Source organism: Desulfovibrio sp. JY, assembly GCA_021730285.1.
In the GTDB taxonomy this organism is placed as follows: Bacteria; Desulfobacterota; Desulfovibrionia; order Desulfovibrionales; family Desulfovibrionaceae; genus Solidesulfovibrio.
This window is the reverse complement of record CP082962.1, coordinates 465,072-491,102: the sequence shown is the minus strand read 5'-3', so window position 1 is coordinate 491,102 and position 26,031 is coordinate 465,072. Positions and strand designations below refer to the sequence as shown.

19 protein-coding genes and 2 riboswitches are annotated in these 26,031 nt (G+C 64.2%); of the genes, 8 read left to right on the top strand and 11 right to left on the bottom strand.

Going from position 1 to position 26,031, the window contains the following annotated elements:
- Positions 1 to 64: 64 nt before the first annotated feature.
- The 4 genes from K9F62_02135 to K9F62_02120 all read left to right on the top strand — a co-directional run bounded on the left by K9F62_02135 (position 65) and on the right by K9F62_02120 (position 3,799).
- The gene (locus K9F62_02135; protein ID UJX41521.1) at positions 65 to 484 is read left to right on the top strand and encodes a PaaI family thioesterase; all 420 of its coding nucleotides are present in this window, start codon (positions 65 to 67) and stop codon (positions 482 to 484) included.
- A 92-nt stretch (positions 485 to 576) separates the two neighbouring features.
- Positions 577 to 1,671 (top strand): hypothetical protein, encoded by a 1,095-nt coding sequence (locus K9F62_02130; protein UJX41520.1) that lies wholly within the window; start codon positions 577 to 579, stop codon positions 1,669 to 1,671.
- A gap of 520 nt (positions 1,672 to 2,191) precedes the next feature.
- Positions 2,192 to 3,700 (top strand): sodium-dependent transporter, encoded by a 1,509-nt coding sequence (locus tag K9F62_02125; GenBank protein UJX41519.1) that lies wholly within the window; start codon positions 2,192 to 2,194, stop codon positions 3,698 to 3,700.
- A gap of 3 nt (positions 3,701 to 3,703) precedes the next feature.
- Positions 3,704 to 3,799, top strand: a complete 96-nt coding sequence (locus K9F62_02120) for a MetS family NSS transporter small subunit (protein UJX41518.1) — start codon at positions 3,704 to 3,706, stop codon at positions 3,797 to 3,799.
- 213 nt (positions 3,800 to 4,012) lie between these two features.
- Here the strand turns inward: K9F62_02120 and K9F62_02115 are convergent, their stop codons facing one another.
- Positions 4,013 to 4,831, bottom strand: a complete 819-nt coding sequence (locus tag K9F62_02115; GenBank protein ID UJX41517.1) for a TIM barrel protein — start codon at positions 4,829 to 4,831, stop codon at positions 4,013 to 4,015.
- 194 nt (positions 4,832 to 5,025) lie between these two features.
- Between K9F62_02115 and K9F62_02110 the strand changes: the two genes are divergently transcribed.
- Positions 5,026 to 6,102 (top strand): ADP-ribosylglycohydrolase family protein, encoded by a 1,077-nt coding sequence (locus tag K9F62_02110; GenBank protein UJX41516.1) that lies wholly within the window; start codon positions 5,026 to 5,028, stop codon positions 6,100 to 6,102.
- Between the two features lie 196 nt (positions 6,103 to 6,298).
- On the opposite strand, the gene K9F62_02105 is transcribed toward K9F62_02110, so the two are convergent.
- Genes K9F62_02105 through K9F62_02095 form a run of 3 tightly spaced genes read right to left on the bottom strand, consistent with a single transcriptional unit; the run spans position 6,299 to position 10,089 of the window.
- Entirely contained in the window at positions 6,299 to 7,855 is a 1,557-nt protein-coding gene (locus K9F62_02105) for a c-type cytochrome (protein ID UJX41515.1), read from the bottom strand.
- Between the two features lie 2 nt (positions 7,856 to 7,857).
- Entirely contained in the window at positions 7,858 to 9,210 is a 1,353-nt protein-coding gene (locus K9F62_02100) for a cytochrome ubiquinol oxidase subunit I (GenBank protein UJX41514.1), read from the bottom strand.
- 3 nt (positions 9,211 to 9,213) lie between these two features.
- Positions 9,214 to 10,089 carry a c-type cytochrome gene (locus K9F62_02095; protein ID UJX41513.1) on the bottom strand — a complete coding sequence of 292 codons (876 nt, stop codon included), beginning with the start codon at positions 10,087 to 10,089 and terminating at the stop codon, positions 9,214 to 9,216.
- Between the two features lie 265 nt (positions 10,090 to 10,354).
- Here K9F62_02095 and K9F62_02090 point away from each other — a divergent pair, with 265 nt between their 5' ends.
- Positions 10,355 to 10,924 carry a UbiX family flavin prenyltransferase gene (locus K9F62_02090; GenBank protein ID UJX41512.1) on the top strand — a complete coding sequence of 190 codons (570 nt, stop codon included), beginning with the start codon at positions 10,355 to 10,357 and terminating at the stop codon, positions 10,922 to 10,924.
- A 198-nt stretch (positions 10,925 to 11,122) separates the two neighbouring features.
- Here K9F62_02090 and K9F62_02085 read toward each other — a convergent pair whose 3' ends face one another.
- Complete coding sequence (locus K9F62_02085; GenBank protein ID UJX41511.1) at positions 11,123 to 11,419, bottom strand: hypothetical protein; 297 nt, start codon at positions 11,417 to 11,419, stop codon at positions 11,123 to 11,125.
- A 128-nt stretch (positions 11,420 to 11,547) separates the two neighbouring features.
- Positions 11,548 to 11,761: riboswitch (cobalamin riboswitch) on the top strand.
- A gap of 133 nt (positions 11,762 to 11,894) precedes the next feature.
- Between K9F62_02085 and K9F62_02080 the strand changes: the two genes are divergently transcribed.
- Together K9F62_02080 and K9F62_02075 are read left to right on the top strand one after the other, a co-directional pair.
- Positions 11,895 to 14,069 (top strand): ribonucleoside triphosphate reductase, encoded by a 2,175-nt coding sequence (locus K9F62_02080; protein ID UJX41510.1) that lies wholly within the window; start codon positions 11,895 to 11,897, stop codon positions 14,067 to 14,069.
- 155 nt (positions 14,070 to 14,224) lie between these two features.
- The gene (locus tag K9F62_02075; GenBank protein ID UJX41509.1) at positions 14,225 to 14,938 is read left to right on the top strand and encodes an anaerobic ribonucleoside-triphosphate reductase activating protein; all 714 of its coding nucleotides are present in this window, start codon (positions 14,225 to 14,227) and stop codon (positions 14,936 to 14,938) included.
- Between the two features lie 222 nt (positions 14,939 to 15,160).
- Here the strand turns inward: K9F62_02075 and metE are convergent, their stop codons facing one another.
- The 6 genes from metE to K9F62_02045 form a co-directional block, all read right to left on the bottom strand.
- Positions 15,161 to 17,464, bottom strand: a complete 2,304-nt coding sequence (gene metE, locus K9F62_02070) for a 5-methyltetrahydropteroyltriglutamate--homocysteine S-methyltransferase (GenBank protein ID UJX41508.1) — start codon at positions 17,462 to 17,464, stop codon at positions 15,161 to 15,163.
- Between the two features lie 180 nt (positions 17,465 to 17,644).
- Positions 17,645 to 17,851, bottom strand: a riboswitch (cobalamin riboswitch).
- 211 nt (positions 17,852 to 18,062) lie between these two features.
- A complete protein-coding gene (locus tag K9F62_02065; protein ID UJX41507.1) occupies positions 18,063 to 19,493 on the bottom strand; it encodes an outer membrane homotrimeric porin in 1,431 nt (476 codons plus the stop codon).
- Between the two features lie 235 nt (positions 19,494 to 19,728).
- The gene (locus tag K9F62_02060) at positions 19,729 to 21,123 is read right to left on the bottom strand and encodes a glutamate decarboxylase (protein UJX41506.1); all 1,395 of its coding nucleotides are present in this window, start codon (positions 21,121 to 21,123) and stop codon (positions 19,729 to 19,731) included.
- 35 nt (positions 21,124 to 21,158) lie between these two features.
- Positions 21,159 to 22,601, bottom strand: coding sequence for an amino acid permease (locus K9F62_02055; GenBank protein UJX41505.1), 1,443 nt, complete (start codon positions 22,599 to 22,601; stop codon positions 21,159 to 21,161).
- Between the two features lie 575 nt (positions 22,602 to 23,176).
- Entirely contained in the window at positions 23,177 to 24,886 is a 1,710-nt protein-coding gene (locus tag K9F62_02050; GenBank protein ID UJX41504.1) for a hypothetical protein, read from the bottom strand.
- Positions 24,887 to 25,515: 629 nt separating this feature from the next.
- The gene (locus tag K9F62_02045) at positions 25,516 to 26,007 is read right to left on the bottom strand and encodes a hypothetical protein (protein UJX41503.1); all 492 of its coding nucleotides are present in this window, start codon (positions 26,005 to 26,007) and stop codon (positions 25,516 to 25,518) included.
- Between the last annotated feature and the right edge of the window lie 24 nt (positions 26,008 to 26,031).

Here is a 26,031-nt window from a genome sequence, read left to right as displayed (position 1 = left end):
CCCCGCTTCACAGGAGTGGGGAATACTCGAGGAAATTCAGTATATTCGTGTTTGCGAGGATAACATGGACTTCACGGTGCTCGCTGATCTGATCGAAAATGGCCTGCCGTTTCAGAAAATGCTCGGTATCCGCGTCGCGTCGATCGAGGAAGGCCGCGTGCGGCTGTTCGTTCCCTTTCGGGAGGACCTCATCGGGGACGCTAGACGGCCCGCCATCCACGGCGGCGTCATCTCGACCCTGGCCGATGTCTGCGCCGGGTTTGCCGTATGGACCCGTTGCGAGCTCGATGACCGCATCGCCACCATCGACCTGCGCGTGGACTATTTGCGGCCGGCGACCGCCCATGACCTTTACGCCGAGGCCACGGTGCGCCTTCTCGGCAACCGGGTCGGCAACGCCCAGGTGGTGCTGTGGTCCGAAGGGAGCCCGGAAGAACATGTGGCCGAAGGGCGCGGTGTCTATAATATTCGGCGAAGTCACTGAGGCAACATTTCGCCCGGCCTCTTCTTCCCGTTCCCCGAAGCAGCCCCGTCGATCGCAAAATCAGGCACTCTGCCGGAAAAAAGGGCTTATTGATGGCAAAATCACCTCCGTCCCTGCTGCGTCCACTGGCCTTGCCGCTCATCATGGGGGGGCTGGCCCTCTTTCTGGCCGCCTGCGCCAAGCCGAACGTCCCCGCCGTGGCCCATGCCTCGCCCCCGGCTGTCCTGACTCCCGCCGATAGGGCGGGGATTCGCGATGGCCGCGCCCGCTTTCGCGAAATAATGACCGCCGTGATCGCGGACCATGGGGCGGGGCTGCCCGGCAATCGCCCAGCCGAAGGCGACAACGTGCTTTGGCACTTGGCGGGGGAGCCCGCGCCCTCCGGCCTGCCTGTGCCCATGGCCCCCTCCAAGGCAGGCCTTCGGCTCGTGCTCGTGCCCGGGTTGCTGGCCCAATGTGTCGCCCAAAGTTCGCTCCTTTTCGAGGACGCCCGGGCAAATGTCGAACGCCAGGGCTATGCCACCAGTCTGATCGACACCGGTGGCCGGCGCGGCTGCGCGCATAACGCGGTCGTGATCCGCGATGCCGTCGCCTCGCTGCCCAGGGAAGACAAGCTCGTCTTCGTGACCCACTCCAAGGGGGCCGTGGAGGTCCTGGAGGCCCTGGTCGCCTACCCGGAACTGGTTTCGCGCACGGTGGCCGTGGTCAGCGTGGCCGGGGCGATAAACGGCTCTCCCCTGGCCGATACCTTCAGCGACGGCCTGATCCGCTTCGTCGAATCCATGCCCCTGTCTGCATGCCCGCCCGGCGACGACACGGAGGCCGTCGACAGCTTGCGCCGGCCGGGGCGGTTACGGTTTTTGGCCGAACATCCCATGCCTTCCGGCATCCGGTTTTATTCCCTGGCCGCCTTCGCCACGCGCGATGACATGTCCATGGTCCTCAAGCCGTTTTACGACATCCTCGCCAGGACCGATCCCCTCAACGACGGCCTGGTCATCGCGTCCGACGCGATTTACCCGGGAGCCACCCTGCTCGGATATCCCAATGCCGATCACCTGGCCGTGGCCATGCCTTTCACCAAAACGGGACTGCTCCGCACCCTCGTCAGTAAAAACGCCTATCCCCGGGCGGCGTTGCTGGAAGCCATTGCCCGATATGTCGAGGAAGACCTCTCCGGGAAGTAGCGCGGGGGGGCGTGGAGACGCGGCCGGGGCGCGGCCTGTTCGAAGCCTCTTTTCGCGGGCTGAGGAAAATCGTGCTGGCAAGGCGTACAAAAAGTGCAAGGCCGAAGCGTGGTTGACCTGCCTGCGGCGTTGCACGTTTGCACCAGCCTGTGGGGGATGTGGCTGGACGGCGGCCTGCTTTCAGACTGGACTTTTCTCCCTGAAAATGGTTTGCGTGTGGCCCCTTGTATTCGAAGCCGTCTCTGGCACTGCCCGGAGTCGCGCGTCGTTTCGCCTTCCCGTTTGTCGGCAGGGCCTCTGTCGTATCCGCAAGCAGCCGGCGAAATGTCCCCGCGACGTAAGCGACCATGCCGTCCGGCATCGGCATGGTGTGTCTTCTTTCGTCAAGACTTCTTGCAAGGCGAGGAAACGCGAATGTCCCGGATGCACCGGGATGTTCGCTATGTGGGAGAAGTGTCTTTCATGATCCCGTAGAATGAATGATGCGATAGGCCAGTATTTTCAATGGAGTTGTGAGGTTATGCAGAAAAGAGAGATGTGGGGTTCACGGACCGGGTTCGTCATGGCCGCGGTCGGGTCGGCAATCGGGCTCGGCAACATATGGCGCTTCCCGTACATGGTCTACGACAACGGCGGTGGCGCGTTTCTCATTCCGTACTTTACGGCCATGCTGATCGCCGGCATTCCCTTCATGATCCTCGAATTCGGCCTGGGAAAGAAATTCATCGGCTCCGCGCCGAAGGTTTTCTCCTCCATCTCCAAAAAATGGGAGTGGCTCGGCTGGTGGCAGGTCATGGTGTCCTTTATCATCACGACCTACTATGCCGTTGTTGTCGCCTGGGCGCTCAACTACTTCGTGCTGGCCTTTTTCCAGGGCTGGGGCACGGCGCCGAAGGACTTCTTTTTCAAGAAATTCCTGGCCGTCACCGACTCGCCGCTGCATTTGGGCAGTGCCCAGCCGGAAATCGTCATCGCCACGGCCGCGGCCTGGTTTCTCACGATTTTCGCGGTGTTTACCGGCGTGAAAGGCGGCATCGAACGCACGAACAAGATCTTCATGCCGCTGCTTTTTCTGCTGGTGTTCATTTTCATCGGCAGAGGGTTGATGCTCCCCGGCGCGGTCGACGGCCTCAACTGGCTTTTTACGCCCGACTTTTCCGCAATCCTGGACGGCAAGGTCTGGGCCGACGCCTTCGGGCAGATCTTCTACAGCCTGTCCATCGGCTTCGCCATCATGCTGTCCTATGCCAGTTATCTGCCCGAGGAATCGGACATCAGCAACAACGCCTGCATGACCGTGTTCATCAACTGCGGCTTCAGCGTCATCTCCGGCATCATGATCTTCAGCGTGCTTGGCTACATGGCCCAGCAGCAGGGCGTTCCCATCAGCAAGATCGCGACTTCCGGCGTCGGACTGGCGTTTATCACCCTGCCCACGGCCATCAACCTGATGCCCGCGCCCATCTTCTTCGGCACGTTGTTCTTCCTGGCTCTTTCCGTGGCCGGACTGTCCTCCATGATTTCACTCAATGAAGTCGTGGTGGCCGCGCTCATGGAAAAGATGGACATCTCCCGCAAGAAGGCGGCCCTTATCTTCTGCACCGTCGGATTTGTGATCAGCATTGCCTTTACGACAGGCGGCGGGCTGTTGCTGCTCGATATCGTCGATCACTTCATCAACAACTTCGGCGTGCTCCTCGGCGGCGTCATCGAGATCATCTTCGTCGCCTGGTTCTGCCGGATCGACGATCTGCGCGCCTATATCAACAGCTCCTCGGAGATCAAGATCGGCCGGCTCTGGTCCATCAGCATTCGGTTCATCGCACCCGCCATGCTGTTTTTCATGCTGGTGTCGAATTTCGTGGGCGATATCTCCAAGAATTACGGCGGCTACTCCACGGCGGCGACGCTGGCTTTCGGCTGGTCCACGCTTTTCATCTGCATCGCCTTCGCCGCCGTCTGTTCGCGGCAAAACCATGCCTTTGCCCTCATCGTGAACACGAACAAGAACTTTTTGAAAAGGAGATAGGCCATGTCCACCAGTGCCATTGTCATGATGCTTTTCGGCCTCGGCATCACCTGGGGCGGTGCCATCGCCTGTTTCCGCATCGCGTTTAAGGGAAAGTAGCGGCGCGGCCGGCGGGAAAAAACCGTCGCAGCTGTTCCGCGGTTGATCCGCGGTTGCTCCGTGGAGCGGAAAGTGCCCCGATTTTCGGCATCGCGCCGGGATTCGGGGCACTTTTGCGTGGGGCGGGCGGCGGATTGACCGAGGAGCCGCGCCGGGAAGAAGGCTGGCGGAGGAGGGCGCTTGCCGGGTGCATCCATGCCCCTTGGCCGCCGGCTACAGGGCGCGGTAGGTCTTTTGGAGCAGCCGGGCGTCGTCTTCGAGCAGCGAATCCTCGCAGATGACGCAGCCTTTGACGGCGTAATCCCGCAGGGCCCGCAGGCAGGCCTTGTAGTTGAAGTCGCTTTCCCGAAGGCCCAGGTGGCGCTTTTCGCCCTTCGGGCCGTATTCGATGCCGCTGATGTGGATGTGCATGTCGCCAAGCGCCTCCGGACCCAGGGCGTCAGCCACGGCGCGAAGCACCTTGCCGAAATCCGCCGTGCGCCGAAGCGCCCCGTTGCCCCGGGCGTGGATGTGGGAAAAGTCGATGCACGGCTTGCAGGTGGGCACGTCCCGGCTGAGCTGCAACAGTTCCCCAAGGGTGCCGAACTGCGTGCCCTTGCCCGTCGTTTCCAGGCGATACTCGATGCCCATGTCGGGCAGTTTGCGCAGGTTGTCGCGGATGGCCGCGTAGACTTCTTCCTGCGGCTGGCCGAGGTAGAAGCCGGGGTGAAAGACCAGCCTGCGCCCGCCCACCATGGCCAGGGCCAGCGCTCCCTGTCGGATGCGGTCCAGGGACGCCTCCTGCTTGTCCGTCGAGGCGGCGTTGAGGTTGATGTAGTACGAGGCGTGGGCCGAGAGATAGAAGTCGTTTTCCGCCTTGCTGCGCAGGATCGCGTCCCGGTTTTTCTCCGTGACGTTGACGGACCTGACGAAGGGCAGTTCCATGGCGTCGAGGCCGAGCCGGCGCAGATAGGGGATGGCCGTGGCGTAGGTGAATTTTTGCCCGCCGTCGCCGTGCGGCAGGCCGGATATGCCGAAAAGAAGTGCGTCCATGGTCTGGAGCCTATCCGGTTTCCCGGTTCCCCGCGAGCCCTCTCCGGCCGGCTGCCAGGCCGGGCGGCGGGGCAGGCGATTGCGCTTCGGCCGCATCTTTGGGAGAAGAAGGTTGAGAGGCTCCTCCGCCCGGGCCAGGTGCGCATCCGCCTGGCCCCTCGGCGCAGGGGCCTTTCATGAAAAGGAGGCAACCCATGGCAGGCAAGGACAGGCAGGACCGGGCGACCGGGGCGATCATGGGGGCGTTTATCGGCGACGCCCTGGGCGTCGGCCCGCATTGGTACTACGACTTGGCCGCGCTGCGGCGCGATTACGGCGACTGGATCACCGGCTACACCGATCCAAAACCCGGCCGCTATCATGACGGCCTCAAAGCGGGGGAACTCTCCCAGGCCGGGTTCATCCTCAAGATGCTCACCGAATCCCTGGTCGCCCGGGGCGGCTACGATCAGGCCGACTTCTGCCGACGCCTCGAGACCGACCTCTTCCCGCTGCTCGACGGCACGCCGGTCAGCGGTCCCGGGCGTTACACCAGCCAGTCCATCCGCGAGGCCTGGCGACGCCGGGTCCTCCAGAAACTCCCCTGGGAACAAACGGGCGGCCCGGCCGACACCACCGAGGCCATCGAACGCGCCCTGGCCATTGCCGTGCGCTACGCCGCCGATCCCGCCGCCCTGGCCGTAAACGTCGCGGCCAACACCGTGCTGACCCAGTCCGACGACCTGGTGGTCTCGCTCACCGTGGCCTACTGTTCGGTGCTGGGGCGGCTCGTCATGGGGCGCAGGCTCGACGCGACCCTTTCGGACGAGCTCATGCATCTGGTCAAAACCGGCGCGCTGCCGTTTCATGCCGTGACCCGCGACGACATGCAGCCGCCCCGGCCGGGCGACCCCGATCCGCCCCGGGCCGGCCGCTTCGCCTCGCCGGACGCCTTGCTGTCCCCGGCCTACATGGCGGCCGCCGCAGCCGATCCCGACATCCGCATCGAGCCGGCCTGGAAGGTGTCCCTGGTCTACGGCATGCCCTGCGCCATCTACCACCAGCTGCCCGCCGCCTATTACCTGGCCGCGCGTTTCCACGACGATTTCGAATCGGCCGTGCTCCATTCCCTAAACGGCGGCGGCCAGAACCTGGCCCGCACCATGCTGACCGGAGCCCTGGTCGGGGCACAAGTCGGACTCTCCGGCATCCCGCCGCGCTTCCTCCAGGGACTCGCCCAAACCTCGACGCTCCTCGCCCTGGCCCGGGCGTTGGTTGAGGAGAAAGATTGAGGAATGGAAAGAGGGTGCGAGAGGGGAAACCCTTTTGCAACGGGTTCTCCCCTCTCGCGCTCTCCCCTTCCTAAACTTTTCAACGGGGCGTGTTGTGAAGCTAACCCAGCACTATTATTAAAAGTCTTTGGAAGGGGGGTGCAGGGGGGAGAACCTTTCTTCAGAAAGGTTTCCCCCCTGCACTTTCTAACAGGCCTCAACGGGCCGTGCGGAAGGTGTTGCTGATGGTGGCGAGGTCTTGGAGCGTGGCTGCGGGCAGGGCGCGGTAGGGCTGCATGACCGTTCCGGGGTAGCCGTCGGTGATGACGGCCAGGGCGCGTTCGGGCGTCAGGGCATAGCGGCGCAGGTCCGGCGGGGCCGGGAGCAGGGTGCGGCCGAAGGGCGTGATGCCGCCGTCCGCGCCGTGGCACACGGAACAGGTCTTGTTCCAGACCTGCATGGCCTCGGAGCCGACCGGATGGTGCGCCGGCTTGGGCGTGGCATCGAACATGGAAAACCGCGTGGAAAGCGTATCCAGCAGCTTTTCCAGTTTTTCCCGGTCGAAGAGCCGGAAATACGGCATGCCCGAGCCCGGGGTGCCGGCCGTCAGGATACCGTAGATGTAGTCCCTGTTCGCCCGGATGGCGGCAAGATCCTCGGCCGGCACCACCAGTCGGGCGGCGGTCGGGCCGTCCCCATGGCCGGCCTTGCCGTGGCAGGGCTGGCAGGCTCCGGTGTAGATGGTCTCGCCGTTGTCGTAGACGGTGTTCAGCTTGGCGGTAAAGGCGGCCAGGGCTTCCTTGCGGAAGGGGGCGTAGGCTTTCGAGCGCGCCTCGCGCACGGCCACGGCCTGGGCATGGGCCGGGGCCAGGACGCGGTCCTGGAGAAACTGCCGGGCGAGGAGCATGGAAACGAAGATGATGGGCAGCAGGACGAGCAGGCTGCCCGGGCCGGCGGCAAGGGGCGCGGCGGCGGGCCGCAGGGCCAAAAGCACCAGCATGGCGGCGGCCACGCCCACGGTCACCGCGCCGAGCACGGGCCAGTCGAGGCCCGAGGCCACGGAAAAGACCAGCGGGATGCCGATGACGACCTGGGCCAGGGTCGCGCCGAAAAGCCAGGAGCGAAGCTTCGCGGCCTTTTCGGGATGTTCCCTGGCCGAAAAGAAGAGGTGGAAGGCCGCGCCGAAGACCAGGGCCGCGCCGATGATATGCAGGTAGCGCAGCAGCCAGTGCGGCGCGAACACCCCGTCCAGGGCAAATCCCCGGGCCGCGAACCGGGCCCAGAAGTCCTGGCGTTCCATGAGCGACAGGGCCCCGGTGAAAATCGCCGGAACGGTTAAAAGCGCGCCCACGCCGAGCACGCCGCAGACAAAGGCCAGCCACGGACTGTCGCTTATCTTGTGGCCAAAGGCGTCGATGAGCAGAAAGGCCACGATCAAAAGCGGAATCACGGCCAGCCAGGCATAGGAAAAAAGGCCCGTGGTGGTGAAAAAGGCCTGGGAATAGCGCACCTGGATGATGAGCAGCGGGGCCACGCCAAGCACCACGGCCAGGCTTTTGAGCCCCAGGTGCGTGTGCACCATGCGCTTGTTCCAAAGCTGTGGTCCGCTTTCGCCGTGAATTTTTTTCTGGATGAAAAAGAGCAAGCCGAGCAGCGCCGTGCCGAGCATGAGCAGCACGAACAGCAGATGCAGGCCGAAGGAGACGAAAAGCAGCCCATGCAGCCAGCTTGCCGGCAGCGGCAGTGAGAGGAACAGATCGGTCCACTGGGACATGGCTACTTCTCCTTGGGCTCCGGCCCGCGCAGGCGTGAATCCTGGTTGGCCAACGTAAAGAGGTAATTGGCCAGAAGCAGGCGTTCCTGTTCGGTGCCGGTAAAGGGCGTCATGAACGGGGCCAGCCCCTCGGTGATGGCGGTGATGGCGTTGACGCCGTCCTGAGTGCGGCCGGCGATGCGCTTGCGGATGTCGTTGATGCCGCCGTCGGTATGGCACACGCCGCAGTTGGCCGCGAAAAGGGTCGCTCCGTCGCGCATGGCGGCGGATTGGCTCCCGTTGTCGTTGACCCAGCGCATGGTGGGCAGGATGGCCGCGTTTTTCGCGGCGAGCCCCTTGTTTTCCACCAGCGGTATCTGGTTGGCGTACATGTAGCCCGGCAGCAGGTACGGGCCGCGCACGAACTCGCGCACGCGCTCGAATTCCGTCACCAGCCCCACGCACAAAATGATGGTCGGGATGCAAAGCGCCCGGCAAAGGAGCGGCCGTCGCAAAAGCGCCGCCAGGGCCGTCGCCAGCACGAGCAGTCCGGCCAGGCCGTTGGCCAGGGGCAGGAAGTCGGGGCGCTGGGACAGGGCCGAGGTGGCCACGGCGAATTTCCAGTGGGTGAGGTAGGTCATGGGCACCCGGGAGAAGTAGACGAACCCGCTGGCCGTGGCGACCAGGGCCGCGCCGAGAAACACCAGGCCGCCAAGGCGCAACGCCCGGCCGCGCTCCTCCCGCGAGCCCTTGAAGCGCCAGGCCGTCCAGGTGACGACGAAGAGCGCGCCAAGGGCCAGCCCGCCCGCCACGCGTAGGAAGCATTGGGGAATGAAGGTCGGGTTGAAATAGGCCCGCACGAAGCCGCCGGCCGAGGGCCAGCCGTCCGGGGTGAGCATGAACCCCAGGATGCCCGAAATAAGGATGGCGGAAATGACCGCCATGCCGACGTAGCCCCAGCCGAGGGCCACCAGCGTTCCCGGCCGTTTTTCGGCCAGCCGGTCCCACAGGTAGTAGTAGATCAAAAGGAGCACCACTTCCGAGGTGAAAGCGCCCCATTCGATGAACCAGGGCCAGAAAAAGAGGTGGATGAGCGATCCGATGCCCTCCGGGGCCAGCGCCCCGGTGATGAACCAGATGCCGACGCCCGTGACCGCGCCGACCGAGGTGGTGACGACCACGGCCGGTCCGAGGAGCGTGCGGCTGATCCGCGCCCAGAACGTCCCCTTGCCCAGGTACGTCAGCGTCTGGAACAGCACCAGCATGGTGACGAGGCCGATGGCCAGGCCGTGGCTGATGAGCACGTGCAGCACGGCATCGAGGGCGATGGTCATGCCGTCGCCGAGACCCGGAATATGCAGGATGGGGAAGATCATGGCTTACTGCACCTCGGACAGGGGGATGACCTGCTCGACCTTGCCGGGGTGGGTGGCCACGAATTTCGGGCGCGGCTTTTCATGCACGAAACCGGCCACATCCAGGGCCTGTTCCTGGGTCAGGGACGGGGAGCTCTTGGGCATGTAGCGCCAGGCGAACACGGAAAAGGTGCGGATGCGGTGCATGCCGGCCCCGTCGTTATAGGAGCCGTCGCCCCAGAGCGGCGGGGCGATGGCGGTGCCCTGGCCGGCCTCGCCGTGGCATCTGGCGCAAACGTCCGCGTAGACCTTGGCGCCGTTGGCCACATCGGGCTTATGGGAATTGCCCAGGTCGTGGGGCAGGGTCCAGGGCTGCTCGGAATAGATGGGGATGCCCTTGGATATCCACTGCATATAGACGAGCAGGGACTGCATGATCTGGCTGTCGTAGGCCGGGGCGGTGCCGTTCATGCTGCGTTCGAAGCAGCCCTGGGTGCGCAGCGTCAGGTCGGCGGTGTAGTCGCGGCGACCGCGGAAGAGCGGGTAGCGCGCCCCGACCCCGACCAGGGAAATGGTGTCGAGGCTGCGGCCGCCGTCGAAGTGGCAGCTGGTGCAGGACAGGTCGTTGTTGATGTATTTGCCGGCGTACTTCTTCGTTTCGGTCATGATCTTGTAGCCGAGCATGACTTCGGCGCGGATGCTTTCCGGGGCGTCCTCGGGGCGCGGCGGATTGAAGAGCTGCGGCATGGCCGGCGCCTTGGCGTTCTGGCTGGGAGCCGCCTGGGGCGTCTCGGTCCGCTTGGTCACGAGGGTGGACCGGAAAAAGGCCAGGATCCAGACGCCGAAGGCGAGCAGGAGGGTTGCCAGCACCAGCGCGAAATAAACATTGCGGTTTTTCATAGAGACTCCGTACTGCGGGGACTGTGGCAAGACGCGAATCCGCCATGCGGGGAGAAGCACCGGCCGAAAAACGGATCAGGGCACGCGGTATGCCCTGTGCCCGCGACTCTCCAACTTCTTTGTTTTGGAAACTATCGCAGGTTTACCCGCACCGTTTCGGATGTCAATATGCGGCGCCGCAAACATCGGAAGGCTGGCGGGCCGGAAGAAGGGCGCCTGGAGCGGGCTGGCTCGGATAACTGTCCACACAACCGGAGGAAAAATCATGAAACGGCTCCTGGTCGGCATAACGGGCGCAAGCGGCGTGATCTACGGCATCCGGTTGCTCGAGGTCCTGCGCGGCGTGGCCGAGGTGGAAACGCATCTCATTTTGAGCCGGGGCGCGGCCACGACGTTGGCCTACGAGACCGACTTCACGGCCGAGGCCGTCACGGCCCTGGCCGATGTGGTCCATGCCCACGACAATCTGGCGGCGGCTATCTCGAGCGGCTCGTTTCCCGTGCACGGCATGGTGGTGGTCCCGTGCTCCATGAAGACCCTGGCCCAGGTCGCCCTGTCCCTTGGCGACAACCTGCTGGCCCGGGCCGCCGACGTGACGCTCAAGGAGCGGCGCAAGCTGGTGCTCGTGCCGCGCGAAACGCCGCTGCACCTGGGGCACCTGCGCCACATGACGGCCGTGACCGAAATGGGCGGCGTCATCCTGCCCCCGGCCCCGTCGTTCTACCACGGCCCCCGCACCATCATGGACATCGTGGACCAGACCGTGGGCAAGATCCTGGACCAGTTCGCCATCCCCCACGACCTCTTCCACCGTTGGGACGGCCGGGAGGGGTGATCCGGCCCGCGTCGGCGGGACGGTGCATACGCGGGGGCGGAAAGGTCGCGGTCCGTTGCTTCCCTGGAAATTGCGCCGCATTGAAAAGCGTACGCATCCGGTTTTTGTATCCGGGGAGAATGTCGGCCCCGGAGAACGGGAACGCCTTGTGCGAGGAAGGGAAAAAACATGCCGTCTTGGCGGGGACGGCGAAATGGTTCATGGAATAACAAAAAGAAAAAGGAGGCAGCCATCATGCAAGGCGACCACGAACACCACCATGACCATAGCCACGAGCATACCCACGAACACGAGCACGAACACGAGCATCCCGGCATCGGCAAGCACACCCACAAGCATGTCCATGTCCATACCCATGAACATGAACACGAGCACAAGCATCCCCACGAGCACGGCGCGGGGGAAGGCGCGCACGAACACCAGCATACCGGCGAGCACGGCCCTCACGACCATGTCCACCCGGACCACGAGCACGTGCCCCACACCCACGATCACTGAGTGACGCCGCGCCGACGACGGATTTTTTTTCAAATCGCCCGGAAGCTCCGGGGGCGGCCGAACGAAGCCCGATAGCGGCCGCCCCCGCCCCCCTGAGGCCGGTTGACTCTCCCGGTCGCCCCCCCCTATACCATGGCAGCGCTGGCGTCCGTCCTCCCCGGGACGGGCTGCAAAAGAGAACCCGGTGAGACTCCGGGACTGCCCCGCAGCGGTAAGCGAAAACGACCTCCGCCACCAAGCACTGGGCCCCCGGCCTGGGAAGCGGCGGACAGTAGGCACCCGGTCTGCCGGCCGTCACGTTCGCAAGTCCGAAGACCTGCCAGCACCCGTCCGCGAAGCCTGTTCGCGGACGAACCGCCAGGGAGCCTCGAGGGAGGGCGACCGGCCTCGCAGCGCATGGGGTGGCGCTCGCGGCCGCGCGTCCCGCCTCGGTTCCATCTCGATACCGGAACGCGGTATCGCAGGGAATGCCATGCTGGAACCGATGACCAGTTCCGATCTCTCTTTCGACACCGTGCCGGAATCCGCAGCGTCCGCTGCGCCGGAACGTGTCGCCGTGGCCGTGCCCATGCGCATCAAAAAGCGCGATGGCAAGGTCGTTCCTTTTGACGGCGAGAAGATTTTCTCCGCCATCCGCCGGGCCGGCGCGGTCACGGGCGAGTTCGAGGACGCCGAGGCCCGGCTGCTCACGGCCCAGGCCGTCAAAGTGCTGTCCCACCGCTTCACCGGACAGATCCCGGACATCGAGCGCATCCAGGACGTGGTGGAGCAGGCCCTGATTTCGGCCAACCACTTCCGCACCATGCGCGCCTACTCGGTCTACCGGGAACAGCGGGCCAAGCTGCGCCACGACAAGAAGACCGTGGTGGACGTGGCCGCCTCCATCAACGAATACCTCGACCGCCAGGACTGGCGCGTGGCCGCCAACGCCAACCAGGGTTATTCGCTCGGCGGACTCATCTTGAACGTCTCGGGCAAGGTGGTGGCCAATTATTGGCTCAACCACGTCTATCCGCCGGAAGTGGGCGCCGCCCACCGCGAAGGCGACCTGCACATCCACGACCTGGACATGCTGGCCGGCTACTGCGCCGGCTGGTCGCTGCGCACGCTGCTGGAAGAAGGCTTAAACGGCGTGCCGGACAAGGTGGAAGCCGACCCGCCGCGCCATCTTTCCAGCGCTGTCGGACAGATCGTCAATTTTCTCGGCACGCTGCAAAACGAGTGGGCCGGGGCCCAGGCCTTTTCCTCCTTCGACACCTACATGGCCCCGTTCGTGCGCAAGGACAGGCTCGATTACGCCGAGGTGCGCCAGTCCATCCAGGAGCTGATCTACAACCTGAACGTGCCGTCGCGCTGGGGCACCCAGACCCCCTTCACCAACCTGACCTTCGACTGGACCTGCCCGGACGACCTGGCCGGCCAGCATCCGCGCATCGGCGGCGAGGAGCTCGATTTCACCTACGGCGAGCTCCAAGCCGAAATGGACATGATCAACCGGGCCTACATCGACGTCATGACCGCCGGCGACGCCAAGGGACGGGTCTTCACCTTCCCCATCCCCACCTACAACATCACCAAGGATTTTCCCTGGGAGTCGCCCAACGTCGACATTCTCTTCGAGATGACGGCCAAGTACGGCCTGCCCTACTTCCAGAATTTCGTGAATTCCGACCTCGAGCCCAACATGGTGCGCTCCATGTGCTGCCGGCTCCAGCTCGACCTGCGCGAGCTTTTAAAGCGCGGCAACGGCCTTTTCGGCAGCGCCGAGCAGACCGGGTCCGTGGGCGTTGTCACCATCAACTGCGCCCGGCTCGGCTACAGCCATCGCGGCGACGAGGCGGGACTTCTGGCCCGCCTGGACGGCCTGCTCGACATCGCCCGCACCAGCCTGGAGATCAAGCGCAAGGAGATCACGCGGCGCATGGACGCCGGGCTTTTCCCCTACACCAAGCGCTACCTGGGTTCGCTGCGCAACCATTTCTCCACCATCGGCGTCAACGGCATCAATGAAATGATCCGCAACTTCACGTCCGATGCCGAAAACATCACCACCCCGGCCGGCCACGCCCTGGCCGTGCGCCTGCTCGACCACGTGCGCGCGCGCATGACCGAGTTCCAGGAGCAGACCGGCCACCTCTACAACCTGGAAGCCACCCCGGCCGAAGGCACCACCTACCGGTTCGCCAAGGAAGACCGCAAACGCTTCCCCGGCATCATCCAGGCCGGAACGACGGAAAAGCCTTACTACACCAACTCGTCCCAGCTGCCGGTCGGCTTTACCGACGACCCCTTCGAGGCGCTTTCGCGCCAGGAGGAGCTTCAGCGCAAATACACCGGCGGCACGGTGCTCCACCTCTACATGGGCGAACGCATCTCCAGCGCCGAGGCCTGCAAGCACCTGGTGCGCCGGGCGCTTTCCCGCTTTGCGCTGCCCTACATCACCATAACGCCCACCTTCTCCATCTGCGACGTCCACGGCTACCTGGCCGGCGAGCACGAGACCTGCCCGCGCTGCGCCACGGCCGGCGAAACCCGCGCCTGCGAGATCTGGACCCGGGTCATGGGCTACTACCGACCCAAATCGGCCTTCAATATCGGCAAACAGGGCGAATACGAAGAACGCATCTGTTTCGCCGAGCCTCAATAAGCGGGGGGGAGGGCGCCTCCGGCGGCCGGGGGGAAACTTTTTGAAAAAAGTTTCCCCCCGGACCCCCCTTCAAAAACTTTCAAAGGGAACGGGCAATGACTGGAATCCCACTATGGGATTCGGTGTGGTGATGACGTTCCCTTGCGGAAGTACGAATGCAAAAGATACGAAATGAAGAAGGATTGCGTCTTGGCGGCCGCACGCCGCTTTCCACCCTGGATTACCCCGGGGAGCTGGCGGCGGTGCTTTTCTGCCGGGGCTGTCCCTGGCGCTGCCCCTACTGCCACAACGCCGCCCTGCGCGAAGGGGATGGCGAGGCCGACGAGGATTTCGCCGGTGCCCTGTCCTGGCTGGAAAGCCGGCAGGGACTCCTCGACGCGGTGGTTTTTTCCGGCGGCGAACCCACGCGACAAAAGGGACTCGGCGCGGCCATGGCGGCCGTGCGCGAACTCGGCTTCAAAATCGGCCTGCACACGGCCGGCATGTTCCCCGACGCCCTGGCCGACGTGCTGCCCGCCTGCGACTGGGTGGGCTGCGACATCAAGGCCCCGGCCGCGGCCTATGACCGCATCACCGGCATCCCCGGCAGCGCCGAGCCGGCCCTGGCCAGCCTGCAACTCCTCAATCAGGCGCACGTCGCCTTCGAAGTGCGCACCACCTGGCACCCGGGCCTGCTCGACAGGGCGGACATGACTTCCCTGGCCGAAGAACTGGACCGGCAGGAAGTCCCCACCTGGGTCATCCAGCCCTTCCAGCCCAAAGGCTGCTCCGACGAAAACCTTCGCGCCGCCGGACCGGCCGTCTTCCCGGACGACCTCCTGGAAGCACTGCGCCAGACCGCTCCCGGCCTCTCCATCACCGTTCGGTGATTGGGGAGGGGAGGAAAGCGCCGGGGGAGGGAACCCTTTTTTGAAAAAAAGGGTTCCCTCCCCCGGACCCCCACCCTCCCCAAAAACTTTAAAGGGGGGCGAGACAGCTCGTTTCGAGTCAAACTCTCGTCGATAATCGATTGATAACCCTTGAAAAGTTTTTGAAGGGGGTCCAGGGGGAAACTTTTTTCAAAAAGTTTCCCCCTGGCCGCCGGAGGCTCCTTACCTCTTATCAAATAACACCGCGCGGACGCGGCGGGCTGCTTCCACCATATTGGCCAAGGCGGCGGTGGCTTCCGGCCAGGCCCGGGTCTTGAGTCCGCAATCGGGGTTGGCCCACAGTCGTTCGGGTGGGATGACTGCGGCCGCGCGTTTGAGCAGCGTTTCCATCTCGGCGACCGACGGCACACGCGGGCTGTGGATGTCGTAGAGCCCGGGACCTATCTCGTTGGGGTATTGGAAGTCGGCGAAGGCGGTGAGGAGTTCCATGCGGCTGCGGCTGGCCTCGATGCTGATGACGTCGGCATCCATGGCCGCGATGGACGGCACGATGTCATTGAATTCCGCGTAGCACATGTGGGTGTGGATCTGTGTTTCCGGCCTCGCCACGGCGGCGGTCAGCCGGAAATCGTCCACGGCCAGGGCCAGGGCCAGCTCCCAGTCCTTGCGCCGCAGCGGCAGTCCCTCGCGCAGGGCCGGCTCGTCGATCTGGATGACGCGCAGCCCGGCCCGCTCCAGGTCCGCCACCTCGTCGCGCATGGCCAGGGCGATCTGCCGGCGCGTGGTCTCGCGGGGCTGGTCGTCGCGCACGAAGCTCCAGCACAGGATGGTGGCCGGGCCGGTGAGCATGCCCTTCATGGGTTTCTTCGTCAGGGAAGCGGCGTAGGTCGACCAGTCCACGGTCATGGGGCCGGGGCGCGACACGTCGCCGTAGATGACCGGCGGCTTGACGCAGCGCGCGCCGTAGCTTTGCACCCAGCCGTTTTTCGTGAAGCAAAAGCCGGCGAGCCGCTCGCCGAAATACTCCACCATGTCGTTTCGCTCGGGCTCGCCATGCACCAGCACGTCGAGGCCGAGGGCCTCCTGCCGGGCCACCACGTCGGCGATGGTCTCCTTGAGGAAGGCTTTGTAGGCGGCGGCGTCCATCTCGCCGGTCTTGGCGCGCCGCCGGGCCTGCCGGATTGCCGGCGTCTGGGGAAAGGAGCCGATGGTGGTGGTGGGGATGGGCGGCAGGGAGAGGGCGGCCGCCTGGGTTTTGGCGCGTTCCTTATAGGGGGCCGGCCGGTGGAACATGTCCACGGTCACGGCATCCACCCGCCGGCGCACGGCCGCGTCGGTCGCGACCACGCTTTCCCGCCGGCTCTCCCAGGCGGCCCGGTTGTCGGCCAGGGCGGCGGCCACCTCCGGATGCTCAGGCCCGCCGGGCGCGGCAGCATCGGCGAGCAGGCGCACCTCGCGGCATTTCTGCACGGCAAAGGCCATCCAACTGCGGATGGTCGGGTCGAGGGCGGTTTCCGCCGCAAGGTCCACCGGGCAATGCAGCAGCGAACACGACGGCGCGAGCATGAGGCGCTCCGCTCCGACGTGATCCGCCGCCAGCGCGATGCGGGCCAGGGCGGCGGCCGCGTCCACGCGCCAGATGTTGCGCCCGTCCACGAGCCCGAGCGACAAGGCGGTTTCCGGCGACAGCGCCTTGGCTACCAAGGCGATCTGGGTCGGGTCGCGCACGCAGTCGATGTGGAGCGCGCCAAGGGGCAGCCCTTCCACCCAGGGCAGGTTGTGGGCGATGCCGCCGAAGTAGGTGGCGAGCATCAGTTTCGCCGGACCGGTGGTCTTGGCGAGGTCACGGTAGGCCTCACGGAACGGGCCGGCCAGGGATTCGGGCAGGTCCTGGGCCAGGATGGGCTCGTCGAGTTCGATCCAGGGGCACAGCGCACCCAGGCGGCCAAGGATGTCCCGGTAGGCCTCGAGCAGGTCCGGGAGCAGCGAAAAGCGGTCGAAGCCGGGTGTGGCGCTTTTGCCGAGCGTAAGGAACGTGAACGGCCCGGGCAGCACGGCCTTGGCCGCGAATCCCGCCTCGGCGGCCTGACGCGCCTCGTCGAAGATCTTCGACCCGACCACGGCAAGGCGCTGGCCCGGCGTGAACTCCGGCACGATGTAGTGGTAGTTGGTGTCGAACCACTTGGTCATCTCCATGGCCGCCACGTCGCGCGTCCCGTCCTGGAGGCCCCGGGCCATGGCGAAAAAGGTGTCCAGGGGCACCTCCCCGCCGGCATGGCCGAAGCGCTCCGGCACCGCACCCAGCAGGCAGGCCATGTCGAGCATGTGGTCGTAGAGGGAGAAGTCGCCGACCGGCACCAAATCGAGGCCGGCCTCGCCCGCGAGCTTCCAGTGCGAAAGCCGCAAGGCGGCGGCCTGCGCCTTCAGGGCGGCGGCATCGATCCTGCCGGCCCAGTAACTTTCGAGGGCTGCCTTGAGTTCCCGGTTGCGCCCCATGCGGGGAAATCCCAGCGAATGCGTCACCATGCAACGTGCTCCTTGTTGGCCCGCGTGGTTCGCGGGCGGTTGACGTCGGCCGGCCTGGCCAAAACGGCACGCAACAAAAAACCCGCCCCCGGCGGATGCGGGGAACGGGGCACGGGTGACGGTCCGGAAACGCGGGCGCGTCCGGCATATACGGTCACTCCGGCCCATGTCGCGAGGCCTGGATACCGACCGATTCGAGGCGTCTTCTGGCTTACGGGGTGGTCCCGGAGGGGACCGTCAGCATCTGGCGGCATCCTTCCCAGGCCGGCGTTCGCCCGACCCAGTGGATAACCGCCGCCAAACCCCGATCACAGCAGCGCGTCTGCGACGGATTTACACCGTCTTCCGTTTCTCGAAAGGTCCTTTACCACAAATCGACCCGTCAATGGCCCAGATCCAGCACCCTGTCAATGTGGGGGGAGGATGGAAAGAGAAGGAGGTGCGAGAGGGGGACCCTTTCTGAAAAAAGTGTCCCCCTCTCGCGCTCTCCCCTCCCCAAAACGTTTCATGGTGTGGGGAGGGTCAGGCAAGCCGAGGCGAAGGAAAGCCTCTGGTGCTCGGCGCAAATGCCGAGGATGGGGACCGACCGCGCCAGGCGTTAAAAGGTATAGATGATGCCAAGCGCCGCCTGCCAGGCGTCGCCGGCCTGGTTGACCATGCGATGCCCCCAGATGCTCGAGTGGAGCCCTTCGGGATGCGCCCAGCCCAGCTCGCCGATCAGGTTCACGGCGTCGGTCAGGGCGTACACATGCTCGCAGGCCACGGAGTAGAGGTTTTCGCCCTGGGCCAGGTCCTCCCCCATGGTGACATAGGAACCGGGTCCCCCCGTGACGGCCACGGCCTTGCGCAGGCCCGCCGGCGAGCTGGTGCCCGTGGCGTAGGAAAAGGCCACCAGGGAGGTCAGGCGCGGCACGATGCTGATTTTGCTGAAATTAAGCACTAATCCCATGCTGCCCTGGGGCGTGGTGTTCATGGCGGCCTGGGTCAGGTACTGGTCGGCGTTGAACAGAAACGAGCCGGCGGGTCCCCATTCCGTGTTGATGGTGGGCAGCCGTTCCGAGCCGTTGGACAGCCCGGAATCCTCGCCGCTGCCGTACCAGCCGAGGAGCTGGGGCGCGACCATGGTGAAGCCGGTGTATTCCAGGGCCGCGTCCGCGAACCAGCCGCGCCGGCGGCAGCGTTCCCGATCGGCGGCCCAGGCGTCGCCGTAGACCGCGTCGGCATAGAGCTTGAGCGGTATCGGCAGCTCGGCGGTCAGGGTGAAGCCTGTCCAGAAGGCGGCGCTCTGGTTGTCGGCAAAGCCCGTCGGGGTCACGAAGGACCCGGCGGCGCGCAGGGAGTTGCTCATGGAGTCCGGCAGGTCGGCGGCGCGGCCGAGGATGGCCACCGCGCCCCAGGGCGTGATGTGCGTGCCCGAAATCGCCACCGGCAGCGTGACGAAGGTGAGGTCCAGCTCGTCGCCGACTTGCGTGGTGGTGGTGTCGTAGGTCCGGTTGGTGTCCACCAGCCGGGCGTAGCCGGCCGTGACGCCGAGCCGGTCCTCGAGCAGCGGGACGCTGACGACCAGGGCGGCCGCGTCGCTGTTGCCCGAGTCCGTGCCGAGCACCACGGAGTCGTAGAAGACCGAGGTATGGGGCAGGGACAGGGGCTGGTAGCCGGCCGTCACCTGGATGGCCGTACCGGGCAGGGTGAACTGGAGATAGCACTGGTAGGGCTCGATGGCGGTCGTGGGGTTGGCCGCCGTCAGGGTGCCGTGCCCCCAGGTCTGGTTGTTGACGCGAAGCCCCAGGCGAAAGGCCAGATTTTCGTTGGCGGCAAGATCGACGTGCAGGCGCATGCGCTGCCAGAAATTCATGGTGTCCGCGGTCTGGGTGCCGTCGGCGTTCCAGCCGGTGTAGTTCTGGTTGCTGAAGAACGTGCCCTGCACGCGGAAATCGCCGTACATGGAAACGGAGGTTGCGGCCGAGGCGGTGGCGGCGAGAAAGCAGGCGGCGACGAGAACGAGAGCGGCGGACCGGAATCGGGGCATGGCGGAGTTCCTACGTGTTGCGCCCTTTAAAAATACGGCTGCGGCCTTTCGCGCGGAAGCCGGCGTTGGCGCGCGCGGGTTTCCCGTAAAAGCCTCGCCGGTATTTTTTAAGACAGACCTTCATGGTATTGGCATGTTCCCTTACGACATGCGGCCACGGACTTCGAGAACGCGCGACGGCGACCGGCCCCGGACTGGCAAGCGGTCCGGGGCCGGTCCGCGACGGCGCGCGGGTTTAGGTATGGCTGAACCCCGAGGCCGTTTCCGCGGTCAGGGACTGGGTCACGGGGTTTTTGGCGAAGTAGGCCAGGCAGCGCTTGAGGTCCTCGACCAGCAGGTCGGCCAGGTCGCGGCTGAAGCCGTGGCGGACCAGGGCGCGCATGACCACGAGGTCCTCGCGATGGGGCGGCATGGAATAGGCCGGCACCTGCCAGCCCCGGGAACGCAGCCGATCGGACAGGTCGTAGAGGTTGAAGTTGTGCTTTTTCCCTTCGACAAGGCTCCAACTCACGGCCGGGATGCCGCCCCGCCCGTCGTAGATGACCTCGAAGTCCGGGACTTCCCGAAGCGCGTCGCCGAGATAGGCGGCCGTGTCGTAGCAGGCCGACTGGATCTTGTGGTAGCCCTCGCGGCCAAGGCGCAGGAAATTGTAGTACTGGGCGATGATCTGGCCGCCGGGGCGCGAGAAGTTGAGCGCGAAGGTCGGCATGTTGCCGCCCAGGTAGTTGACATTGAAGATCAGGTCCTCGGGCAGTTCCTTGGCGTCGCGCCACACCACCCAGCCGACGCCGAGCGGCGACAGGCCGAACTTGTGGCCCGAGGCGTTGATGGACTTGACCCGGGGCAGCCGGAAATCCCACAGCAGGTCGGGATCGCGAAACGGGGCCAGAAAGCCGCCGCTGGCGCCGTCCACATGCACCGGGATGTCGCAGCCGGTGTCGGCCTGATACTTGTCCAGGGCCTGGCATACCGCCTCGACGGGCTCGTACTGGCAGGTGAAGGTCACGCCGAGGGTCGGCACCACGCCGATGGTGTTCTCGTCGCAGCGTTTGATGACTTCCTCGGGGCTCATGATGAGCCGGTCGTGCTCCATGGGGATTTCGCGCAGTTCGACGTCCCAGTAGCGGGCGAACTTGTGCCAGCAGACCTGGACCGGGCCGCAGATCATGTTGGGTTTGTCGGTCGGCTTGCCGGCGGCCTTGCGGGCGGCCCGCCAGCGCCATTTCATGGCCAGCCCGCCGAGCATGGCCGCCTCGCTCGAGCCGGTGGTGGAGCAGCCCATGGTGTTGGCGGCCTCGGGCGAGTGCCACAGGTCGGCCAGCATGTGCACGCAGCGCGCTTCCAACTCGGCGGTCTGGGGGTACTCGTCCTTGTCGATCATGTTCTTGTCGAGGCATTCGTCCATCAGCTGGTGAATCTCGGGATCGGCCCAGGTCTGGCAGAAGGTGGCCAGATTCTGACGGGAATTGCCGTCGAGCATCAGTTCGTCGTGCACCACCTGATAGGCGTGTCTGGCCTCGATTTCATTTTGGGGAAAGCGGTACTTGGGCATGCGCACCGAAAGGTCGCTCGACGCATACACATCGTCCAGGAGATCGTCGCGGACCGTGTCCTTCTGATGCAAGGGCATAAAAGCGCCTCCTTCGTTACGGTTTCGCCGGCGGCCTATTTGCCGACCTGGCGCCAGCCGGGTTTCTTGCAGGCGTTGATGACCAGCGGCAGGCCGACGAAGACCACCAGACCGGCCGCCACGAGGCCCACGTACAGGGCGGGATTGCCCACGGGAAGGTTCGTCGGCGGGAAAAAGCCGACCACCAGGGAGAACGTCACGCCGATGAGGCCGATGCCGGCGATCAGGCACATGCCGACGATGCCGCCGGGCACCTTGTAGGAACGCGGCAGGTCGGGATGGGTCAGGCGCAGCCGGATGGCGGCGGCGTACATGAGGATGTACATCACGAGATAGAGGGTGACGGTCATGGCCGAAAGCACGAAAAAGGCCACGCTCACGTTGTCCATGATGAAGTAGAGGGCGGCGAGCAGGCTGACGATCACGCCCTGGATGAGCAGGATGTTGATCTGCACGCCGTTCTTGTTGACCTTGGCCATGAAGGGCGGAATCTCGCCCTGCTTGGCCGTCTCGAGCAGGCCCCGGCTCGGCCCGCCGATCCAGGACATGACGCCGCCGATGGCGCCGAAGGCCGCAAGCAGGCCCATGACCGGCGTCAAAAAGCCGATGTCGAATTTGTCGAAAAGTTGCTTGAAGGCCTGCATGAGCCCGGCCGTGAGGCTGATTTCCGAGGCCGGAACCACGGCGGCCACGGCCAGGGAACCGAGCATAAAGAGCAGGAAGATCACGGCCGCGGACAGAAACATGCTTTCCGGAAACTGGCGGGACGGGTTTTCCATTTCATTGGCGTGCACGGCGTGGACCTCCACGCCGGCGAAAAGCAGGATGATGCCGGCCAGGAAGGCCACGCTGCCAAGACCGGTGATGTGGGGAAAGAGTCTGGCGTGGGGATGGCCCAACGCGCCGGCGGCGTCCGCGACCGGGCTGGCGCTTAAAAACGCGATGGGGTTGCCCTGGTCGATCCACAAAAGCCCAAGCACGATGATCACCACCCCGGGCAGCACGGTGCCGAACAGCACGCCGTATTTGGTGACCGAACTGGCCACGCCCGTTCCGGCCAGGGTCAGGAATGTGGCTATCCAGTAGCACACCAGGATCACGATGCCGGTGTAGACGCCGTTTTGGGCCATGGCGGGCTGCATAAAGAGGTAGGCCAGGCAGCTGGCCGTAAAACCGAGCACCGTGGGATACCAGACCACGTTTTGAATCCACTGGAGCCAGATGGCCGTGAAGCCCCAACGCGAACCGAACGCTTCCTTGATCCAGGTATAGACGCCGCCGCCCTTGTCACTGAAGGCGCCGCCCAGTTCCGCCGCGACGAGGGAGGCCGGGATAAGGAACATGATGGTGGAGAAAAGGATGTAAAAGACCAGGGAGAGGCCCTCTTTGGCCATCATCGGCAGTCCGCGCAGACTCACCACCGCCGCGACGGTCATCATGCTCAGCGTAAAAACCGACATCTTTTTTTGCATCGCCATCGTGTCGTTATCCTTTTTGCATCATGCGGTATGAACGGGAATGCCTCCGTTGCGTTGCCTTGCGCCGCACAGGGCCGTTATATTTACAACGGTATCATACTTGGCGCCAAATGAAAAATAAGAGTGACGAATTTCTTCCCTGTCTTTGGATGATTTATGATATCGGTATGTTACAAAAAAACTACAATAGAACAACTTCCCCGCGTGCCCCTTGCCCCCGCCGCACAGCGTTTTGAACAGAGGGGGCGAAAGGAAAAGCTCCTTAAAAAAATGCATGTGTATGGTGGGTTCCTGGGTGTCGGCCTGACCATGGCGAAAGGTCGTCCACGCGCTGCCGGAGGCAATCAAGGGAGGTCCGCCCAAGGTTTTTGGGGCCAAGCGCAAGGGCCAGGCGGCGTGGCGGCGCTTTGGCGGCGAAGGCGTCAAGTCGGCAGGTCGGAATGTCGGGGGGAGCGGTAACGGCGCAATCCCCATGGCGCGCCGCGGCGCGCGGGGAAAGGGCGATCTAAGGAGGGCTCTCTAAAAAGAGGTGGGCGAACAGGAGGGCGCTTCGAAAGGCGGGCGGGCGCGGTTGCTCAGCTTGCGTCGGACGCGTTGTCGAGGCCGCGAAAAACCGAGAGAAGGTCGTCGAGGGTCAGTTGCATCTTGCTCCCGACCTTTTGCGCGGACGCGGTGCTGTTCTTGTCCACATTGATCAGGGTATCCGCCAGCGCCATATGGTTTTCCTTGCGCTTGCCGCCGGTGATGGTGGACGAGTGCACGTTCGTTTCGGTGTGGGTCAGGCCGCGCGTGTCATCGACAGAGGCCTCGTCCATGTCGACCGAAGCATGGTCCACCGCGAGGCCATCCTTGTACGTCTCCACGGAATGACTGGTGTTGCGCAGATACACCGCATCCTCATCCTCGGTCAGGCCCGTGACCGTCATGAACCCGGTGAAGTCCGGCAAAGGATTTTCCCGGACGACTTCCGAGTCGCGCTGCTGCAGCACCTTCTTGCCGTCCTGATACAGTGTGTTTTCCCAGGAACTGCTGTGTGGGACGTCGCTTGCGGTGCCTCTGCTCGTGCTTTGGGCGGCGTTGAAGTTTCCATTGGCAATGTAGCCGAGCGTCGCGTTCACAGGCGCGGCGGCATTCTCGATCTGCTTTTCCTTGCCGTCCGCCAGCAAGGTCTGGGCCCCGAGCGGCGTCGTGGCGCTGTATTGCTGCTCGGTCAGGGAGAGCGCTTCGAGGATGTCCGGTCGTTTGGGCAACCTGTGTTCGGACGTGGCTTGCTGTGTGGCCTCGGCATGGCTTTGCTGGACAAGCTCGCCATTGTTGTATTGGCTGATGTCGAGTTGCTGCGATTGGGAAAGCCCTTTTGCATAGGAATCCTTGAAAGATGCCTGGCTTACCACCTTCCCGTCATTGTCGTACACGGATTGGCTTACTGAAAAATCCGTATGGTTTTCAATTTCATCTGTCGTGTTGATACTCTCACCGGTATCGAAACGCATTCGGTCCGTTGCATTTTTCACCCGCATGGTCTGGGATATCGATGTCGTTCGAAAAATTTTGCCATTGTCATTATATTCTATAATATTGGCTGAATAATTTTTTGATATTAGATCGCTCGTCACGTTTCCAGTGACGCCTTTCATGATATTCACAGCGAGATCTTCCAGCGTGTCGGCATTGCCGATAGATTCGTCATGCAATTTTACATCTGCGTAATAGGAAGCGTCAACGTCTATGGAGTCATGGAGTTCCCTGGTGATGTTTCCGTCCTTAAACCATTGAATGTCACGCTGCAGCGTGGATGTGGTATGGGTCGAATCGCCGCCCTCTGGCGCGTAGAGCTCGGTATGGACGCGGCTGCTCAGCTTGCCGCGTTTGTCAAATTCTTCAATATCCCTGGTGACGGTCCCGGCGAGGATGGATCCCGTTTCCTTCCGCACGAGCTTCGACCCGTCATATTCCAGGACCTCCATCTTCGAGCCCTTGATGGTGGTCTTTTGCTTGTGGCCGTTGCCCAGGGTGACGGTTCCTTCCGTAAGGTCGTATTGCGTCTTCCAAGGACTTTCGACGGCGGCTGCATCCGATGCTTCCGTCGCGTCGCTCTGCTCGACGCTTTCACGGCTTTTGGCCAGGGCCTCCTGCGAGAACGTGACCGTGTCGCCCGATGCGGCGGAAGAAGTCGACTGGCCGCGGTTGCCTATCGTAAAAGACGAGGAAGACACCGCCGTCTTGAAAAGCGTCGAAAGTGTGGGCTGGATCACGCCGGTCTCCTTCGCGATGCGTGCCGTCATGTCTGTTTTGTCCGTTATGATAGGAATGATCGGTTGAAAGAGAAAAAAACTTTAGCGGCCTGTAACGGCGTATTCGCCAGGACGTCTCTCGGGCAGGCCAGGGGCTCTGCCCCTGGACCCCGCCGGAGGGCTTGATGCCCTCCGGACCTCCCTTTACCGGGTTGGGATGGGGGACGGCGGTATGGGGGCTGGAGCGAGCGGGGTGGGGACGAGGTTGGTGTTGTCGGGCGGCGGGACGACGTAGGTTCGTTGCCGCAATCGGCCCGGCGACACGAGGCGCTTCGCGCCTCGACGCCGGACACGATTGCGGCAACAACCGCGCCAGCGGCGAAGCGCCGCATTTTAAGAACAAGCGGTTTTTCTGAATGTCGCCCCCTTGGGGCGACCGGCGTGGTGGGGGCGGAATTTGCTTGGGACGAGCCTGCCGCGAAGCGGCGGCATCGTCCCGACAAATTCCGCCCCCATCTTCTCCACTCTCCGCCCTCCCGCCCGCCAGCCAAGCCTTCCGCCCGGCCAACGCGCACCGGAAGGGGGGCCCGGGGGGCCCGTGGCCTCCCGGCGGGGGTGCGGGGGCAGAGCCCCCGCCCTCTTCGTCCTCCCCGTCCTCTCCGCCTCTTCGTTCGCCTTCGCTAGAACAGGTAGCCGTAGGTGGTGGCTAGCTTGTCGGTCTTGCCGAGGATTTCCTCAGCGGTCTGGTCCATGCCCGGGGCGTCGACGATGCCGGCCTCGGAGGTGAGGAAGTATTTCAGCGATCCTTCCTTGGAGGAGAACAGCCAGGAGATGGAGTAGATAGAGGCTACGTTGGGGCGGCCGGGGAATTCTTCCTTGGTTTTGATGGCGATGACGATTTTCTTTTCGTCCTTGCTCGACGGCTGCATGAGCGAGGAGCGGCCGAGCATTTCCTTGATGCGGTAGGCCAGGCGTGCGCCGAGGGGGTCGCTGTCGTCGTGTTCGATGGCCACGGGGATTTTTTTGCCGTTCTGGTCGTCTTTTTTGGCGGTGGTGTTGGCCGGGGCCGCTGCGGCCTGGGGTGCGGGGGCCTTGGCCTGGGCCAGGGCCGGGCCGGCGGCAAGGGTCGAAAGGGCCAGGGCGAGCAGGGCGGCGCGCAGGATCGGGTACATGGGCATGCTCCTTGCTGCGGGAAT